This is a genomic window from Nocardiopsis sp. NPDC101807 (assembly GCF_044766605.1).
GTDB classification, from domain to species: Bacteria; Actinomycetota; Actinomycetes; order Streptosporangiales; family Streptosporangiaceae; genus Nocardiopsis; species Nocardiopsis tropica.
Genome location: NZ_JBIWMK010000002.1, coordinates 103,176 through 118,891, shown reverse-complemented (window position 1 = coordinate 118,891; position 15,716 = coordinate 103,176). Strand labels below are relative to the sequence as shown.

The following is a 15,716-nucleotide window of genomic DNA, read 5'->3' as shown; positions in this document are numbered from 1 at the left end:
GCCCCGGGACGGCGGAGGGGAGCGGACGCCCGCGCGGACTGGGATAATCCTTCGCGCCCCCTTCCTGTCCCCACGTCCGGAAAGCCGACGGAAAGTGCAACCACTCCACCCGACCGATCCCCGGCGCGTCGGCCGCTACCGGCTCACGCACCGCCTGGGCGCGGGCGGTATGGGCCGCGTGTACCTCGCCCTCACCCCCGCCAGCCGGAGGATCGTCGTCAAGGTCGTCCTCACCGAGTACGCCGACGAACCGGACTTCCGGGCCCGGTTCGCCCGCGAGGTCGAGGCCGCCCGCCGCGTGGGCGGGTTCCACACCGCTCCGGTGGTGGACGCCGACCCCGGGGCGGAGTCGCCCTGGATCGCGAGCGCGTTCATCCCCGGCCCCTCCCTGGGCCGGGCGGTGCGCGAGCACGGCCCTCTGCCGGAGCAGGCTCTGCGCGCCCTGGCCGCGGGGCTCACCGAGGGCCTGGAGGCCATCCACGCCTGCGGGCTCATCCACCGCGACCTCAAGCCCGACAACATCATCCTCGCCTCCGACGGCCCGCGGATCATCGACTTCGGCATCGCCCGGGCCCCCGACGCCGCCCGGGTGACCATGACCGGCATGCCGGTGGGCACCCCCTCCTACATGTCCCCCGAGCAGACCGAGGGCGCGGTGGTGGGCCCCGCCTCGGACGTGTTCTCCATGGGGACGGTGCTCGCCTACGCCGCCACCGGCACGAACCCGTTCGCCGCGCCGTCGGTGCCCGCCGTCATCCGGCGGCTCATCGGCCCGGCCCCCGAGCCCGAGGGCGTGCCCGGCCCGCTGCGGGACCTGGTCGCCGCCTGCTGGCGGCACGACCCCGCGGCCCGGCCGGCGCCGGCGGAGATCCTCTCGCTGTTCGGGGACGACGACCTCAGCGGGGCGTGGCCCCCGCCGCACCTGGCCGGACCCGGCCCGGAGGCGGATTCCCCGAGGGCCGGGGTCCCGGAGCCGGGGACCGCGCCCCCCACCGGCTCCCCCGCACCGCTGCCGCCCCCCGACACCGCCGCCCCCGGCACCCGGTCGGACGCGCTCACCGTGCTGGAGGACAGGGCCCGGGCCTCGGCCCAGGCGGGGGGTCCCGCCTCCGCCCTGAGCGCCTACCGCGCCCTGCTGCTGGAACAGCTGCGCGTCCTGGGGCCGCACCACCACGGCACGCTGTCCACCCGGCGGGAGATCGCGCACTGGACGGGGGCGCGGGGCGACGTGGAGGACGCTCAGCACGGGTACGAGGCGCTGCTGGTGGAGACGGAGCGGGTGCTGGGCCCCGACCACCTCGAGACGCTGCGGACGCGGCGGCACGCCGCCCTCCTGGTCGACCGGGTGCACGGGCACGACCGCGCCCTGCGGGTGGCCGTCCCCCTGCTGCGCGACCATGCCCGTGTGCTGGGCGGGGACCACCCCGAGACCCTGGCCCTGCGGTTCAGGGTCGTCCAGTGGGAGGCCTCCGGCGGGGACCGCGCGGGCGCCCTCGCGGCGTTGCGCTCGCTCCTGGACGACATGCTGCGCGTGCTGGGGCCCGAGCACGCCGAGACCCTGCGGTGCCGCGCCTACGTCGCCCACTGGAGCGGTTGGGCCGGGGATCCGCACGGGGCGGTCGGCCAGCTGCTCACGCTGCTCTCCGACCAGGCCCGTGTGCTCGGGCCCGACCACGAGGACACGGACCGGACGCGGGCGCTCCTGGGCGAGTGGCGGAGCGTGACGGAACCCCCCGACCGGCGCTTCTGAGGGGTCGGCCCCTCCCGCCCGCGCACGGTCCCTCCCCGCCCGCCGGTGCTCCGGGAGGGGCGGGCGCCCGCCCCTCCCCCGGCCCCGGGCCGCCCGGGGCCGGAGGCGCCGCGCGGGGCCGCCCCCGGGTCAGAAGGCGCCGTCGCGGACGGCCGTCTCCAGCGTCCGCTCCAGGGTCCGCAGGTACCCGCCCGTGGTGGCCCGCGCCCGGGCGGTGTCGGGGAAGGCCGTGTTGACGTGCAGTCCCGAGTGGTTGCGGTAGAACCAGAAGAAGATGCCGTCGCTGTGCGACCCCCACACGTGCCCGCACGCCTTGCGCGCGACGTGGCTCGCCCCTCCCGGGGTCCTCCTGAAGTCGAGGTAGGAGAAGAAGTTGACGGGGTAGGGCCAGCTCCTGGGTTCGGCCCCCTGTGCCGTCATCACCTCCACGGCCCGGTCGAAGGGGACGTTGACGTTCCTCAGCATCGCCAGCAGGGCCGCCCGCGCCCGGGAGACGACCTCCCCGAAGTCCCCTCCGCCCGCCACGGAGAACTCGACCGGGAGCGTGTTGACGTACCAGCCCATGCTGCGGGCGTGGGCGACGCGGTTGCGGCGGCTGACGGGGAGGAGCCCGCGGTAGACCTCCGGTCCCCCCTCCTTCGCCTGGCTGACGGCCACGGCGGCCAGGACCCCGGCGGTGGGCTCGCTGCCCGCGGCCCGGCAGCGGGCCTCCAGCGCGTCGGCCCCGCGCCCGTCCAGCAGCGTGCGCGCCTCGTTGACGACGGGGTGGAGCACCCCCGGTTCGACCCCCAGGTCGAGCGGGAACCTCGGGAACACGGCGCCGTTGCGCTCCACGAACCCCTTCCAGTGGTCCAGGCGGCTGTCGCCGGGGCCGAGGGCCCGGCCGCGGCGGCGCTCCTGGGCGGCGAATTCGCCGTAGCCGCCGGTCTCGGGCAGGTCGACCGGGCGGCCCGCCGAGAGCGCCTCGTAGGCGGTGGCGACGTCGTCCACGACGATGGCCGTGGACACACCGTCCGACACCAGGTGGTCGCAGGCGAAGTACAGGGTCGTGGCCTCCTCCCCGATCATCGCCCCCATGACGAACCAGGGCCCGCGGAGGGTGTCGGTCCCCTGCAGGAACCGGTGCACGTAGTCCCGGGCCGCGGCGGACGTGGCCACGGGGCCCGCGTCGACGGTGTCGAGCTTGACCTCCTCCGGGTCCAGGACGCTGACGTCCAGGCCCTCGGCCGTCCCCTGGAAGATCCAGCGCAGCACCTCGTGGCGGCGTACGAGGTGCAGCAGCGCGGCCTCGAGCGCGGCGCGGTCGAGCCGGCCCCGGATCTCGAACGATCCGCCGAGATAGGACGGGCAGGTGATGTCCTCCTGCTCCATGTGCCGGGCGACGGCGAAGTGCTTGTCCTGGATGTAGGAGGCGCGGCGGCGCGGCCGGCCGGGGCCCGTGGCGCCCCCGTGCGTCGGGAAGGCGATCGTCCATTCCACGGCGTACCCGGGCGCGATCCGCAACTCGTCGATGGGAATCTGGAGCACAACGGCCCTTTCCTGTGGTCGGCTGCCTGGTGGCTGGCGCGCGCTGGGCCACCGGGGCCGACAGGAGGTCGAAGGGCCTTGGGAGCGGGCCGTTTCGCCGGGGGCAGGGAGATCCGTCGTGCCGAGGGCAGGGCGGCTCACTCGCACCAGGGACGGGGTTCGGTGCTGAACCGCTCATCCTTGCCCAAGATTATAACCATGAGTTACATCACTATTACACATAGTACTTGACGGATGCGTGCGTACCGGGGTTCGGCGCCCCGGCCTCTCCGGCGGAGGGGCCGCGCGCGCCGGACCGCCCCGGGGAGACGCGCGCCCCGCCCGGGAGCGGCACCACGGGGGGCACGGGACGGGCCCCGCGCGTGCGGGCCGCCCCGAGGAGTGGCCGGGGGCCGACGAGACTGGGCGGCCCGGGCCCCGCGCGTGCGGGCCGCCCCGGGCTCCGCCCACGAGGGGCGGGGCCCGGGGCGGCCCGGCGGGGGCTGTCCCGGGTGCGGCGCCCTACCCCCGCAGGAGGCGCTCGGCGGCCTGCCACGGCGCGGCGGGGCCGCTCGGCTCGTAGCGGCGCGTCACGGTGGAGTCGGCGACGATCCGGCGCAGGTCCGCCAGGCCGCCGCGGACCTCTCCGACCGCCCTGGCCTGCACGAGCAGGTTGCCGACGGCCGCGCCCTCGGCGGGGCCCGCGACGACCGGCAGGCCGACGGCGTCGGCGGTGAGCCGGCACAGCAGGGCGTTGTTGGCCCCCCCGCCCACGACGTGCACCACGTCCACGCGCCTTCCGCTCAGCTCGGAGGCCTGGCGGACGGCCCGCCGGTAGGCCAGCGCGAGGGAGTCCAGGACGCACCGCGTCGTCGCGGCCTCGTCCGCGGGGGGCTCCTGCCCGGTCTGCGCCGCGAACTCGCGGATGCGCTCCGGCATGTCGCCCGGCGGCAGGAACCGGGGGTCGTCCACGTCCACCACGCAGGCCAGTGCGGGCTTCGCGGCGGCGCGCTCCAGCAGGTCGGCCAGGTCGGCCTCCCCGCCCCACACGCGCAGGCACTCCTGGAGCACCCACAGCCCCATGACGTTGCGCAGGTAGCGGACGGTGCCGTCCACACCGAGCTCGTTGGTGAAGTTGGCGGCCCGGCTCTCCTCGGTGCGGACGGGCGCGTCCAGCTCCACACCGACCAGCGACCACGTCCCCGAGGAGACGTAGGCGAAGTTCGGCGTGGCCGCCGGCACCGCCACGACCGCGGACGCGGTGTCGTGGGAGCCCACCGCCACCAGGGGCGCCCCGGCCGCCGCGCCCACCGCGTCCCGCCGGAGCAGGGGGCCCACGACGGTGCCCGGCTCGACCAGGCCCGGCAGCAGCCGGCGCACCGGAACCCCGAAGGGCCCCTCCAGGACGTCCAGGCACGCGTCGGCCCAGGCGCGCGCGTCCACGTCGACCAGGCCCGTGGTGGAGGCGTTGGTCAGCTCCGCCACCCGCTCCCCCGTCAGCCAGTACCCCAGGAGGTCGGGGACGAGCAGCAGGTCGCCGTCCAGGGCGGCGAGCCGGCCGCCCCCGGACGCGGCCGCCAGCTGGAAGACCGTGTTGAACGGCTGGACCTGGAGGCCGTTGACGGCGTACATCTCGGCGGCGGGCAGGTGCTCGAACACCCGTTCGGGGGCGCCCGCCGTCCGCGCGTCGCGGTAGTGCACCGGGTTGCCGAGCAGCGCGGCGTCGCCGTCGAGCAGTCCGTAGTCGACCGCCCAGGAGTCGATGCCCACCGACGCCAGGCCGCCGTGGGGCCCGGCCGCGCGGCGCAGCCCCTCCAGGACGCCGCGGTACAGGGACAGGATGTCCCAGTACAGGGTGTCGCGGCCCCGCTCGGGCACCGGGACGGGCCCGTTGGGGAAACGGGCGACCTCCTCCGTGTGGAGCCGTCCGTCCTCCAGGCGGCCGGTGATGACACGGCCGCTGGAGGCGCCGAGGTCGACGGCGGCGTGGACGGCCGGGCCCGTCCCGGGGGTGCGGGCGGCGCTCATCGCAGGAACGCGGCCGCCACGCCGCTGTCGACCGGGACGTGCAGGCCGGTGGTGTGCGAGAGCTCCCCGGCGGTCAGGGCGAACACGGCGTTGGCGACGTGCTCGGGCAGCACCTCGCGGCCCAGGATGGTGCGCTGGGCGTAGAACGCCCCCAGGTCCTTCTCCTCGACCCCGTAGACCTTGGCCCGCTGGGCGCCCCAGCCCCCGGCGAAGATCCCGGAGCCGCGCACGACCCCGTCGGGGTTGACCCCGTTGACGCGGATGCCCCGGCCGCCGAGTTCGGCGGCGAGCAGGCGCACCTGGTGGGCCTGGTCGGCCTTGGCCGCGGAGTAGGCGACGTTGTTGGGGCCGGCGAACACGGCGTTCTTGGAGGCGATGTAGACGATGTCGCCGCCCATGTCCTGGGCGGTCATCACCCGGGCTGCCTCGCGGGAGACCAGGAAGGAGCCCTTGGCCATGACGTCGTGCTGGAGGTCCCAGTCGCGTTCGGTGGTCTCCAGGAGGGGCTTGGAGACGGACAGCCCGGCGTTGTTGACGACCAGGTCGACGCCGCCGAAGGCCAGGGCGGCCTCCTCGAAGGCCCGCGCGACCGCGTCGGCGTCGCTGACGTCGCAGGCCACGCCGACCGCGACGTCGGCCCCGCCGAGTTCGGCGGCGGCCTCGGCGGCCCGGTCGGCGTCGAGGTCGGCGACGACCACGCACGCGCCCTCGGCCGCGAGCCTGGCGGCGACGGCCCCGCCGATGCCGCCGGCCGCGCCGGTGACGAGGGCGACGCGGGCGGCCAGGGGCTTGGGCCGGGGCAGCCGGGCGAGCTTGGCCTCCTCCAGGGCCCAGTACTCGATGCGGAACTTCTCCGACTCCTCGATGGGGCGGTAGGAGGAGACGGACTCGGCGCCGCGCATCACGTTGACGGCGTTGACGTAGAACTCGCCGGCGACGCGCGCGGTCTTGGCGTCCTTGCCGAACGAGAACATGCCCACGCCGGGGACCAGCACGATCGCGGGGTCGGCGCCGCGCATGGCGGGGCTGTCGGGGCCCGCGTGGCGCTCGTAGTAGGCGCGGTACTCGTCCCGGTAGTGCGCGTGGAGCTCCCTCAGGCGGGCGACGGCGTCGTCGAGGGGGGCGTCGGCCGGCAGGTCGAGGACCATCGGGCGGACCTTGGTGCGCAGGAAGTGGTCGGGGCAGGAGGTGCCGAGGGCGGCCAGGCGCGGGTGCTCCGCCCCGGCGAGGAAGTCCAGGACCACGTCGGCGTCGGTGAAGCGCCCGACCTGGGGGTGGTCGGTGGAGGCCAGGCCGCGCAGGACGGGGGCCAGGGCGGCGGCCCGCTCGCGGCGCTCGGCGGCGGGCAGGGCGCCGTAGCCGGGCAGGGGCGGCCCGAAGGGCCGGGGGCGCCCGCGCTCGGCGAGGAAGGCCTCGGCGGTGCGGATGATCTCCAGGGAGTTGGCCTGGCACTGCTCGCTGGTGTCGGCCCAGGAGGTGATGCCGTGGCCGCCCAGGACGGCGCCGATGGCCCCGGGGTTCTCCTCGGCGATCCGGGCGATGTCCAGGCCCAGCTGGAAGCCGGGCCGTCGCCAGGGCACCCACACGACGCGGTCGCCGAAGCACTCGCGGGTGAGCCGCTCGCCGTCCTCGGCGGTGGCCAGGGCGATGCCGGAGTCGGGGTGCAGGTGGTCGACGTGGGCGGCGCGGACGAGTCCGTGCATGGCAGTGTCGATGGAGGGGGCCGCGCCTCCCCTGCCGAACAGGCAGTGGTCGAAGGCGGCGACCATCTCGTCCTCGCGCTCCTCGCCCGGGTAGACGTCGACGAGGGAGCGCAGGCGGTCCAGGCGCAGGACGGCGAGGCCGTCCTCGGTGAGGGTGCCGAGGTCGCCCCCGGAGCCCTTGACCCACAGGAGTTCGACGGGCCGTCCGGTGACGGGGTCGGTCCGGGTCCCCGCTGCGGAGGTGTTGCCACCGGCGAAGTTGGTGTTGCGCGGGTCGGCGCCCAGGGCGTTGCTGCGGGCGATGAGCTGGTCGACGACGGAGTCGGGCACGGTGCTGTCTCCCTGAGGGGTGCTGTGGTCGGTGGGTGCGTCCGGCTCGCTCACGCGCCCCACCCGGCCTGGGTCCCGCCCCTGCGCTCCTCGGTGACGCGCTCCATGTAGCCGGAGCGGGCGTGCGCCGCCATGGGGTCGGCCTCGAGCCCCCGGTCCTCGCGCATCCGGGCGAGCATCGGCCGGACGTCGGTGGCGTAGGCGTCCATGAGGGCGGCGTTGGCGGCGAGGACGTCGCCCTCGCGCTGGGCGGCGGCGAGCGCGTCGGCGTCCACGAGCAGGGCCTTGGCGGTGGCCTCCTGGACGTTCATCACCGAGCGGATCTGTCCGGCGATCTTGGGCTCGATGTTGTGGCACTGGTCGAGCATGAACGCGACGCCGGCGTCCTCGGTCGTCCCGCCGCCCCGCACGACCTCGTACATGATGCGGAACAGCTGGAAGGGGTCGGCGGCGCCGACCATGAGGTCGTCGTCGGCGTAGAAGCGCGAGTTGAAGTCGAAGGCGCCGAGCCTGCCGGCCCGGAGCAGGAACGCGACGATGAACTCGATGTTGGTGTGCGCCGCGTGGTGGCCGGTGTCGACGCAGACCACGGCCTTCTCGCCGAGTTCGAGGCAGTGGGCGTAGGCGGTGCCCCAGTCGGGGACGTCGGTGGCGTAGAAGGCGGGCTCGAAGAGCTTGTACTCCAGGAGGAGGCGCTGGTCGTCGCCGAGCCGGTCGTAGACCTCCGACAGCGCCTCGGCGAGGCGGTCCTGGCGCGCGCGCAGGTCGTCCTGTCCGGGGTAGTTGGTGCCGTCGGCGAACCACAGCTTGAGGTCGCGGGAGCCGGTGGCGTCCATGACGTCCACGCACTCCAGCAGGTGGTCGACCGCCTTGCGCCGGACCGCGGGGTCGGGGTTGGTGACGCTGCCGAGCCGGTAGTCGTCGTCCTGGAAGACGTTGGCGTTGACGGTTCCGATGCCCACGCCCAGCTCGCGTGCATGGGCGGCGAGCGCGGCGTAGTCGTCGACCCGGTCCCAGGGGATGTGGAGGGCGACCGTGGGGGCGGCGCCGGTGAGCCGGTGCACCTGGGCGGCGTCGGCGATCTTCTCCCAGGGGTCGCGGGGGACCCCCGGCTGCGCGAACACCTTGAACCGGGTGCCGGAGTTGCCGAAGGCCCAGGAGGGGAGTTCGATGTGCTGGCGCCGCAGGACGGCCAGGGCGTCGGCGCGGCGGTCGGAGGGTGCTGCCACGGTGGGGCTCCGTTCGGGGGACCTGCCGGTCGGACCGGCCTCATTGAATCGTTTCACTCAGGTTTCGCTGAAACTACCTCCAGCTCTTCTCGCGTGTCAATATCCCTCGAAGACATGGGGTGTGACGTGCACACACACGGCCTTGAAACGTTTTATAAACAGAAACGCCGAGACGACGACGGCGGCCCGGACCACGGGGTCCGGGCCGCCGGGGCTGGCAGTCGGCGGGCGGGCGGCGGCTCAGGCGCCGAGGGCCATCCGGACGCCGAGGGTCAGCATGAGGGCGGCGATGAGCGCGTCCAGGACCCGCCAGGCCCCGGGCCGCGCGAAGAGGGGGCGCAGCAGCCGCGCGCCGAACCCCAGGGCGAAGAACCACGTGAGGCTTCCCGTGACCGCGCCGGCCGCCCACCACCAGCGGGCGTCGCCGGCCTGCTGGTTGGCGAGCGAGCCGAGGAGGACGACCGTGTCCAGGTACACGTGCGGGTTGAGCCAGGTGAGCACCAGCGCCGTGGCCACGGCGGCCCTCCGGCCGTCCCGGGCCGCGCCGCCGACCACGAGCGCCCCGGGCCGCAGCGCGCGGCGCACCGCGATCAGCCCGTAGGCGACGAGGAACCCCGCGCCGAGGAACCGGACGGCGGCGACGAGGCCGGGGGCGGCCCCCAGGACCGCGCCGACGCCGAGGACCCCGGCGGTGATGAGCACCGCGTCGGACAGGGCGCAGACCAGCACCACGGGGAGGACCGTGCCCGGGCGGCCGTCGATGCCGACGCGCAGGACGTAGGCGTTCTGCGCGCCGATGGCCACGATGAGCGCGAGCCCGGTGCCGAACCCGAGCAGGGCGGGGAGAAGTGTCTCGTTCACCGTCGAAACGCTAGGACGGGGCGGGCGTGCAGTAAAGCTAAAGTTTCTTGGATCCCTTAAGAGAGGCTTAAGATGCCGTTCCAGTTCGACCACCTGCGCACCCTCACGACCCTGGTCGACGAGGGCACCTTCGAGGCGGCCGCGCGGCGGCTGCACGTGACCGCCTCCGCGGTGTCCCAGCGGGTGCGGGCGATGGAGCAGAGCACGGGGAAGGTCCTGGTGCGGCGGACGAACCCGGTGCGCACCACCGACGCCGGGGACGTGGTCCTGCGCTACGCGCGCCAGGTCCTGCTCCTGGACGCGGACACCGCCGCCGAGCTGCGCACGGGCGGCGGGGCGGAGCCGGTGTCGGTGCCGCTGGCGGTGAACGCCGACAGCCTGTCCACCTGGTTCCTGGACGCGCTGGCGGAGGCGAGCCCCGGGGCGGACGCGGTGTTCGAGATCCACCGGGAGGACGAGGAGCACACCACGTCGCTGCTGCGGTCGGGGACGGTGATGGCGGCGGTCACCTCGACCCCGGAGGCGGTCCAGGGGTGCGCGGTGGCGGGACTCGGCACGATGCGCTACCGGGCGGTGTGCAGTCCGGAGTTCGACGCACGCCACCTGGGCGGGCGCGCGGACCCGGAACTGCTGCCCGGGGCGCCGGTGGTCAACTTCGACCGCAGGGACGACCTCCAGGACAGGTTCGTACGGGAGACGACGGGGCGGGAGCCGTCGGGCCCGCGTCACTACATCCCGGCGTCGGAGGACTTCGCCCGGACGGTGCTGCTGGGGTTCGGGTGGGGTGTGGTGCCCGAGTCGCAGTGCGCCGCGGAGATCGGGGCCGGGCGGCTCGTGGAACTGGCCCCGGGGCACCCGGTGGACGTGCGGCTGTACTGGCAGCGGTGGAACCTGAGGTCGCCCGTGCTGGACCGGATCTCCGAGGCCGTCCGCGCGGGCGCGGCGGCCCGCCTCCACCCCTTCTGACCCGGTCCGCCGGGGGACGGGCGGCGGCACGCGCCGCGCGCCGGCACGGAGCGTCCCCCGCCCGCAGGCACGCCCCGGAGGGGCCCGGCCGGGGGCGGTCCGGCCTCCCCGGCCACGGGGCTGTCGGCGCCCGGCCCGGGCCCCGGCCTCGGCCGCGGAACGCGGTCGCCCCGGCCGGACGGGGCACTCAGCCCCGGGGGCCGTTCTCCTCAGGCACGGGCCAGAAGAAGCTCTCCAGGAGGTCGTGCAGCCGGAGCCGCTCCGGGTCGATCCGGTCGCGGCCGTACGCGTCCAGGAACCTCTCGGCCGAGGCGGGGCCGAACTGGGGGTTCCTGCGGCTGCGCAGGCTCCGCACCATGTCCGCGACGTCGGAGTGCGGGTCCGCCCTGCCCGCGCGGCCGACGTCCACGAACCCGTGCCCGCCGGACTCCGCGACCAGCACGTTGGGCAGGCAGAAGTCGCCGTGGGAGACCGCGGGCCGCCCGTCGCCGAGGGCGTCGGCCGCGCTCTCCAGCTCCGGCAGCACGGCCGCGGCCGGAGGGCCCTCCCTCCGGGCGAGCTCCCACGACCTGTCGACCAGTCCGGAGTCGACGCGCTCGCGGACCTCCGGGAGCACCGACGACAGGGACCGGTCGAAGGGGGCGTCGTCCGCGGCGGTCGCGTGGAGCTCCCGGGCGGCGCGGGCGAGCCGGTCCACGACGGAGTCCCGCTCCCCCTCGGGCCAGGGGTCGGAGGCCGGACGGCCGGGGAGCGCCCGCGTGGCGAGCCAGGACCCGCCGTCGCCCGTGCCGGCGCCCAGGACCTCGGGGACCGGCGCCCCCAGTCGGGCCAGCCACTCCAGGCGGGCGGTCTCCGCCGCGAGCTCGCCGGCGAGGCGGCCCGCCGCGTCGTCGACGAGCTTGACGAACGCGACCGGTCGCCCCCGGGCGTCGAGCAGGCGCAGGACCCTCGCACCCGAGAGGCCGAGTCCGACGGTCTCCCGCCGGACGGCGCCCGTCGCGCGTTCGATGGCCCCCGTCGCGTCCGTCATGGATCCGAGCGTAGGTTTCGGGGCGGCCCCGCGCCAACCGCGTCGGCGGCGGGGCTCCGGGACCTGCGGTTCCTGATGCTCGCCCCGCGCGGGGCGGAGGCGCGTCCCCGGCGGGGACCCCGGTCCACGGGCCGGGGCCGGCGCTCCGGCCTACCCGCCCTCGTGGGTCCGCCGCCCCATGGGCGGCCACGCCTCCGCGGGGTCGTGCACGGGCGAGAACCCGGCCTGCTCGAAGAAGGCGACGCGCTCCTCGACGTGCTCGCCCTCCTCGGGTTTCAGGAACACCCAGCGTGTGCCCGACCGTCCCGCCACGGCCACGAACGCGTCCAGCAGGCCCGTGCCCACCCCCCGGCGCCTCCACGCCGCGTCGACCACCAGGGCCAGGACGTACCCGTGGGGCGGCGGCACCGGGGCGCCGGGGCCCGTGTAGGCCCCGTCGAGGATCCCCTCGATCCAGCCGACCACGGCGTCGCCGTCGACGGCGACCAGGACCACCATCCCCTCGGGCCACTCGCCGTCGGGGTACCCCTTCACCTCGAAATGCGGGGCCGCGCGCACGATCAGGCGGGCGATCCCCGCGCCGTCACCGGGCAGGGCACGACGAATCAGCATGACGGCACGGTACCGACCGGCCCGATCCGGCCGCCGGCGCCACCCCGGCGGCGGCGCTCCCCGGCGTGTCGCGGTCCCGCCCCCCGCAGCAGGGCGGACGGCCGGTCGAACGCCGGCGGCCCCGGCAGGCCCGAGCCCCCGCCCTTCCGCGCGCGGAAGGGACCTGGCCGAACCGGTCCCCGGTCCTGCCCGCGGTGACCGCCCTCCCGCCTCCCGCGCGCGGGAGGGCAGGGACGGGCCGCGGAAGGACGGGTGAGCGACGCGGCCGGGCCGAGCCCCCGCGCGGAAGGGACGGGCCGCGACCCCGCGCACACCGGGATTCGGCCCGACCCAATCGGCTCCGACCTGCGGTTTCGCGCCCCGGGAAGGACGCGGTCCCGGCCTCCCCCTGCTAGCTTCCCTGCATGAGGATGCACGAGCGCCCCAGTCCCACCGAGGTCATCTCGGCGTGGCTCCCCCACGACGCCCGCTGGCACGAGTCCGCGCGCTCGGCGGCGATCACCGGTGAGGAGGCCCTGCGCCGGTACGTGACCGGTCTGGTGCGCGACCACAGGGACGGCGACGGCGGCCGGGAGCTGGTCGACGACCACGACCTGCACAGCGTCGGGGCGGTCGCCGAGGACCTCGGCGTGGCAGGTCTGGGGGGCGTGGACTGGCGGCGGGTCCGGGAGGCGATGCTCGTCCCGCTGCGGGTGCGCGGGACCGGGTGAGGCCCGCCCCGCGCGCCGCCCGCCGGGGTGCGGGCACGGATCCCGTGTCCGCCCTCCCGGGCCTCCCTACTCGTCGTCGTCCTCCTCGTGGTGGTCGAGGTTGGAGGTGCCCCGGCGCCAGTAGCCGTCGACCTCGCAGGTCGCGTTGCGGACGAACCCGCGCTCCTTGAGCAGGCGGCGGATCGGCTTGAGGGTGCCCGCCTCACCGGCGGCGTACACGAACCCGTCCCCCTCGGGCAGTTCGAGGGCGCGGAAGGCCTCCAGCAGCAGGTCGGTGGTGCCGGGCTCGGCCCCGCCCCGGTGCAGCCAGGTGATCCGGGCACCGGCGGGGGCTTCGAGCTCCTGTTCCTCACCGGCGTCCGCCACCTCGAAGAACGCGAACACGCGGGCGTCGGCGGGCAGTTCCTCCACGTAGCGGGCGGCGGCGGGCAGCGCCGTCTCGTCCACCAGCAGCACGTGGTGGTCGAACTCCCCGCTGATCCAGGCGGTGCCGCGGGGGCCCAGCACGCCCAGCTTGTCGCCGCGTCCGGCGGCCTGCGCCCAGCGTCCCGCCGGTCCGTGGTCGTGGGCGACGAAGTCGACGGTCAGGCGCTGGGCTCTCGTGTCGAGCGCGCGGACGGTGTAGTCGCGGAACACCACGCCGGGGGCGCGGAAGTTCAGGCAGCGGTCGTCCTCCACGACGGGCAGCACGTGTCCGCCCTCGTCGTTGGGGAACCACAGCTTGACGTGGTCGGCGAAGTTGGCGCTCTCCATCCCGGCGAGGTCGGGTCCTCCGAGGTGGACGCGGATCATGCGCGGGGTGACGCGTTCGACGTCGGTCACTTCGAGGACGCGCGGCTTCAGCGGGTACCTCTGGAGGCGGCGCTCGTGGGTCGGGGTGGTCACTGCTTCTCCTCGGTGGGGTCGTTCCGCTCGGGGCGGGGACTGCGGCGGGAACGGGCGCGGGAGGCTCGGGCGCCCGGCCTCCGAACACCGATGAGGCTAGCCTTGCCTAAACCCCACTCCTCGCCCGGGGGCGGCTCGCGGGGTACGGCCGACCGCCCCGCCAGGAGGACGGCCCGGCGGGTTCCTGCGGTCCGGGCACGGCGGCGGGAGCCCCGGCCGACGGCGCGCGAAACCCGTCCGGGCGGGCGCTCCACACGGACGTCACCTCCCCGGACCACGGCGGAAGTGAGGCGCTTGCCCTTTCCGGCCCCCGCCCGGGCGCACCCCGGGCCGGGGCCGCACGCCCCCGCGGGGCTGGAGGGGCGTCGCGCGGACCAATGGACACCCCAAGCCTGACATTCCACACAATGTCCTAGCCTGGAGGCCCGTCCCGGCCCACGGCGCCGGGATCAGCCGTGTCCAGCGAGAACGAGTCCGAGGAACAACGTGAACATCAGTCCCCGCGTCACAGCGACCGTCTTCCGCGTGGTGGCGGTCTTCGAGGCCTTCACCTGGGCCGGCCTCCTCGTCGGCATGGGGTTCAAGTACCTCGGGAACGGCAGCGAACTGGGCGTGCAGATCTTCGGCCCCCTGCACGGCGGGGCGTTCATGGTCTACGTGGCCGTCGCCCTGGCCGCCGCCCTCCACCTGCGCTGGGGGCTGTGGCCGACCCTGGTGGCCCTGGCCGCGTCCATCCCTCCCCTGGGCACCCTCCTCGCCGACTGGTGGCTGCACCGCAGCGGGCGCCTGACGGCCGGGGCGCGGGACCGGAACAGGGAGCCCGAGCCGGTCGCCTGACACCGCACCGACCCCGCGGGGCCCGGTGGGACCACTGGTCCCACCGGGCCCCGCGCCGTTCCCGCCCCTCCCCCGACCCCGGGTCCCGCGTTCCCGCCGCGGCGCGCGAAGGCAGGGCGCGCACCGGTCGCGGCCCATTCACCAATGGCTTCGGAAACGACGGGGAAATGTCGGGCGAATGACGTCGGTGAAACCTGGAAACGCGTCGGTGACGTCATCGCGCACCCCCGCCCGAAAGCCTTTCTCCCTACACCCGGAGCGGGCCCCCTGCCTACGGGGGCAGGTGGTTTGCATTCTGACCGGAAGCGGACAGAGAAATCCCCGGGTCACCCTTTGCGCACGGTCCGTGGTCCGTGTTCTTTTATGAACTGGCAAGTAACCACCCCCCACGAAGGGTCCCCCCATGCCACACACCCACCCGTCCGGACCGGCCCGGCGCACCATCCTGCGCGGAGCGGCCGCGGCCTCGGGAGTCGCCGTCCTCGGCGGCGCGCTCACCGTGGGCGGCGCCACGAGCGCCTCCGCCCAGGCGGCCCCCTCGTTCCTGTACTGGCGGGGCTCCTGGAACGCCCGGCCGCCGTCGAGCCCGATCCAGGTCCTGGCCCACCGGCCGAGCTACATCGTGGTCCACCACACCGCGACGCCCAACAGCACCAACTACTCGCTCGACCACGCCCTGGCCCTGTCCCGGTCGATCCAGAACTTCCACATGGACAGCAACGGCTGGTCCGACTCCGGGCAGCAGCTGACCATCAGCCGGGGCGGCCACGTCATGGAGGGCCGCGACCGCACCCCGGAGGCCGTCGGGGCGGGCCACCACGTGGTGGGCGCCCACGTCGCCAACAACAACAGCACCTGCATCGGGATCGAGAACGAGGGCACCTACATGACCACGGGGCCCACCCAGGCCCTGACCGACGCCCTCGTGGCCACCCTGTCCTGGCTGTGCGGGGCCTACGGGCTCAACCCCCAGAGCGCGATCCGCGGGCACCGGGACTTCAACGCCACCGCCTGCCCCGGGGACGTGCTGTACGCGATGCTCCCCGACCTGCGCAACGCCACCGCCTCCGTGCTCACGGCCCAGGGCGTGGACCTCGGCGCGCTGCGCGAGCCCTCCGGCGAGGGGCCGACCTTCCCGCCCGTTCCGGAGGACGAGCCGCAGCGCGAGTTCTATCACGGCCCCGGCCGGGGACCCGACGACTTCACCCGCTGACCCGGCGCGAGAACGCCTCCCCGTTCGGCGTCGCTCGTGCGCGCGTCCGCGGCGGG

The 15,716-nt window shown here is 75.3% G+C and carries 13 protein-coding genes; 5 read left to right on the top strand and 8 right to left on the bottom strand.

All coding sequences use genetic code 11. The annotated features are described in order from the left end of the window. Positions 1–94 precede the first annotated feature (94 nt). On the top strand, positions 95–1,750 hold the full coding sequence (locus ACIRPH_RS05675; protein ID WP_402909759.1) for a protein kinase: 1,656 nt from the start codon (positions 95–97) through the stop codon (positions 1,748–1,750). A 129-nt stretch (positions 1,751–1,879) separates the two neighbouring features. Here ACIRPH_RS05675 and ACIRPH_RS05670 read toward each other — a convergent pair whose 3' ends face one another. The 5 genes from ACIRPH_RS05670 to ACIRPH_RS05650 all read right to left on the bottom strand — a co-directional run bounded on the left by ACIRPH_RS05670 (position 1,880) and on the right by ACIRPH_RS05650 (position 9,407). Next, entirely contained in the window at positions 1,880–3,277 is a 1,398-nt protein-coding gene (locus ACIRPH_RS05670; protein ID WP_402909757.1) for a condensation domain-containing protein, read from the bottom strand. A gap of 501 nt (positions 3,278–3,778) precedes the next feature. Continuing rightward, the gene (locus tag ACIRPH_RS05665; protein ID WP_402909754.1) at positions 3,779–5,284 is read right to left on the bottom strand and encodes a rhamnulokinase family protein; all 1,506 of its coding nucleotides are present in this window, start codon (positions 5,282–5,284) and stop codon (positions 3,779–3,781) included. Continuing rightward, positions 5,281–7,380: a bifunctional aldolase/short-chain dehydrogenase gene (locus tag ACIRPH_RS05660; protein WP_402909752.1), complete on the bottom strand. Its 2,100-nt coding sequence runs from the start codon at positions 7,378–7,380 to the stop codon at positions 5,281–5,283. The genes ACIRPH_RS05665 and ACIRPH_RS05660 overlap by 4 nt, the downstream gene beginning before the upstream one ends. Further along, positions 7,368–8,546: an L-rhamnose isomerase gene (gene rhaI, locus ACIRPH_RS05655; protein WP_402909750.1), complete on the bottom strand. Its 1,179-nt coding sequence runs from the start codon at positions 8,544–8,546 to the stop codon at positions 7,368–7,370. Before rhaI ends, ACIRPH_RS05660 begins: the two co-directional genes overlap by 13 nt. Positions 8,547–8,786: 240 nt before the next feature. Next, positions 8,787–9,407, bottom strand: coding sequence for a LysE/ArgO family amino acid transporter (locus ACIRPH_RS05650; RefSeq protein ID WP_402909748.1), 621 nt, complete (start codon positions 9,405–9,407; stop codon positions 8,787–8,789). Between the two features lie 72 nt (positions 9,408–9,479). Here ACIRPH_RS05650 and ACIRPH_RS05645 point away from each other — a divergent pair, with 72 nt between their 5' ends. Beyond that, entirely contained in the window at positions 9,480–10,373 is an 894-nt protein-coding gene (locus ACIRPH_RS05645; RefSeq protein ID WP_402909745.1) for a LysR family transcriptional regulator ArgP, read from the top strand. Positions 10,374–10,560: 187 nt separating this feature from the next. On the opposite strand, the gene ACIRPH_RS05640 is transcribed toward ACIRPH_RS05645, so the two are convergent. Together ACIRPH_RS05640 and ACIRPH_RS05635 are read right to left on the bottom strand one after the other, a co-directional pair. Further along, the gene (locus ACIRPH_RS05640) at positions 10,561–11,403 is read right to left on the bottom strand and encodes an aminoglycoside 3'-phosphotransferase (RefSeq protein ID WP_402909743.1); all 843 of its coding nucleotides are present in this window, start codon (positions 11,401–11,403) and stop codon (positions 10,561–10,563) included. A gap of 150 nt (positions 11,404–11,553) precedes the next feature. Continuing rightward, entirely contained in the window at positions 11,554–12,015 is a 462-nt protein-coding gene (locus ACIRPH_RS05635) for a GNAT family N-acetyltransferase (protein WP_402909740.1), read from the bottom strand. A 404-nt stretch (positions 12,016–12,419) separates the two neighbouring features. On the opposite strand from ACIRPH_RS05635, the gene ACIRPH_RS05630 reads away from it, so the two are divergent. Next, on the top strand, positions 12,420–12,725 hold the full coding sequence (locus tag ACIRPH_RS05630) for a hypothetical protein (RefSeq protein WP_402909737.1): 306 nt from the start codon (positions 12,420–12,422) through the stop codon (positions 12,723–12,725). Positions 12,726–12,791: 66 nt separating this feature from the next. On the opposite strand, the gene ACIRPH_RS05625 is transcribed toward ACIRPH_RS05630, so the two are convergent. Next, a complete protein-coding gene (locus ACIRPH_RS05625; RefSeq protein WP_402909734.1) occupies positions 12,792–13,610 on the bottom strand; it encodes a siderophore-interacting protein in 819 nt (272 codons plus the stop codon). 486 nt (positions 13,611–14,096) lie between these two features. Between ACIRPH_RS05625 and ACIRPH_RS05620 the strand changes: the two genes are divergently transcribed. Together ACIRPH_RS05620 and ACIRPH_RS05615 are read left to right on the top strand one after the other, a co-directional pair. After that, positions 14,097–14,447 carry a DUF3817 domain-containing protein gene (locus ACIRPH_RS05620; protein ID WP_402909732.1) on the top strand — a complete coding sequence of 117 codons (351 nt, stop codon included), beginning with the start codon at positions 14,097–14,099 and terminating at the stop codon, positions 14,445–14,447. Positions 14,448–14,850: 403 nt separating this feature from the next. Further along, entirely contained in the window at positions 14,851–15,660 is an 810-nt protein-coding gene (locus ACIRPH_RS05615) for a peptidoglycan recognition family protein (RefSeq protein WP_402909729.1), read from the top strand. Positions 15,661–15,716: the final 56 nt, after the last annotated feature.

Excerpts from the sequence above, each read along its gene's own strand:
- ACIRPH_RS05665 (WP_402909754.1), bottom strand. The coding sequence starts at position 5,284 with ATGAGCGCCGCCCGCACCCCCGGGACGGGCCCGGCCGTCCACGCCGCC.
- ACIRPH_RS05645 (WP_402909745.1), top strand. The coding sequence starts at position 9,480 with ATGCCGTTCCAGTTCGACCACCTGCGCACCCTCACGACCCTGGTCGAC.
- ACIRPH_RS05640 (WP_402909743.1), bottom strand. The coding sequence starts at position 11,403 with ATGACGGACGCGACGGGGGCCATCGAACGCGCGACGGGCGCCGTCCGG.
- ACIRPH_RS05635 (WP_402909740.1), bottom strand. The coding sequence starts at position 12,015 with ATGCTGATTCGTCGTGCCCTGCCCGGTGACGGCGCGGGGATCGCCCGC.
- ACIRPH_RS05630 (WP_402909737.1), top strand. The coding sequence starts at position 12,420 with ATGAGGATGCACGAGCGCCCCAGTCCCACCGAGGTCATCTCGGCGTGG.
- ACIRPH_RS05615 (WP_402909729.1), top strand. The coding sequence starts at position 14,851 with ATGCCACACACCCACCCGTCCGGACCGGCCCGGCGCACCATCCTGCGC.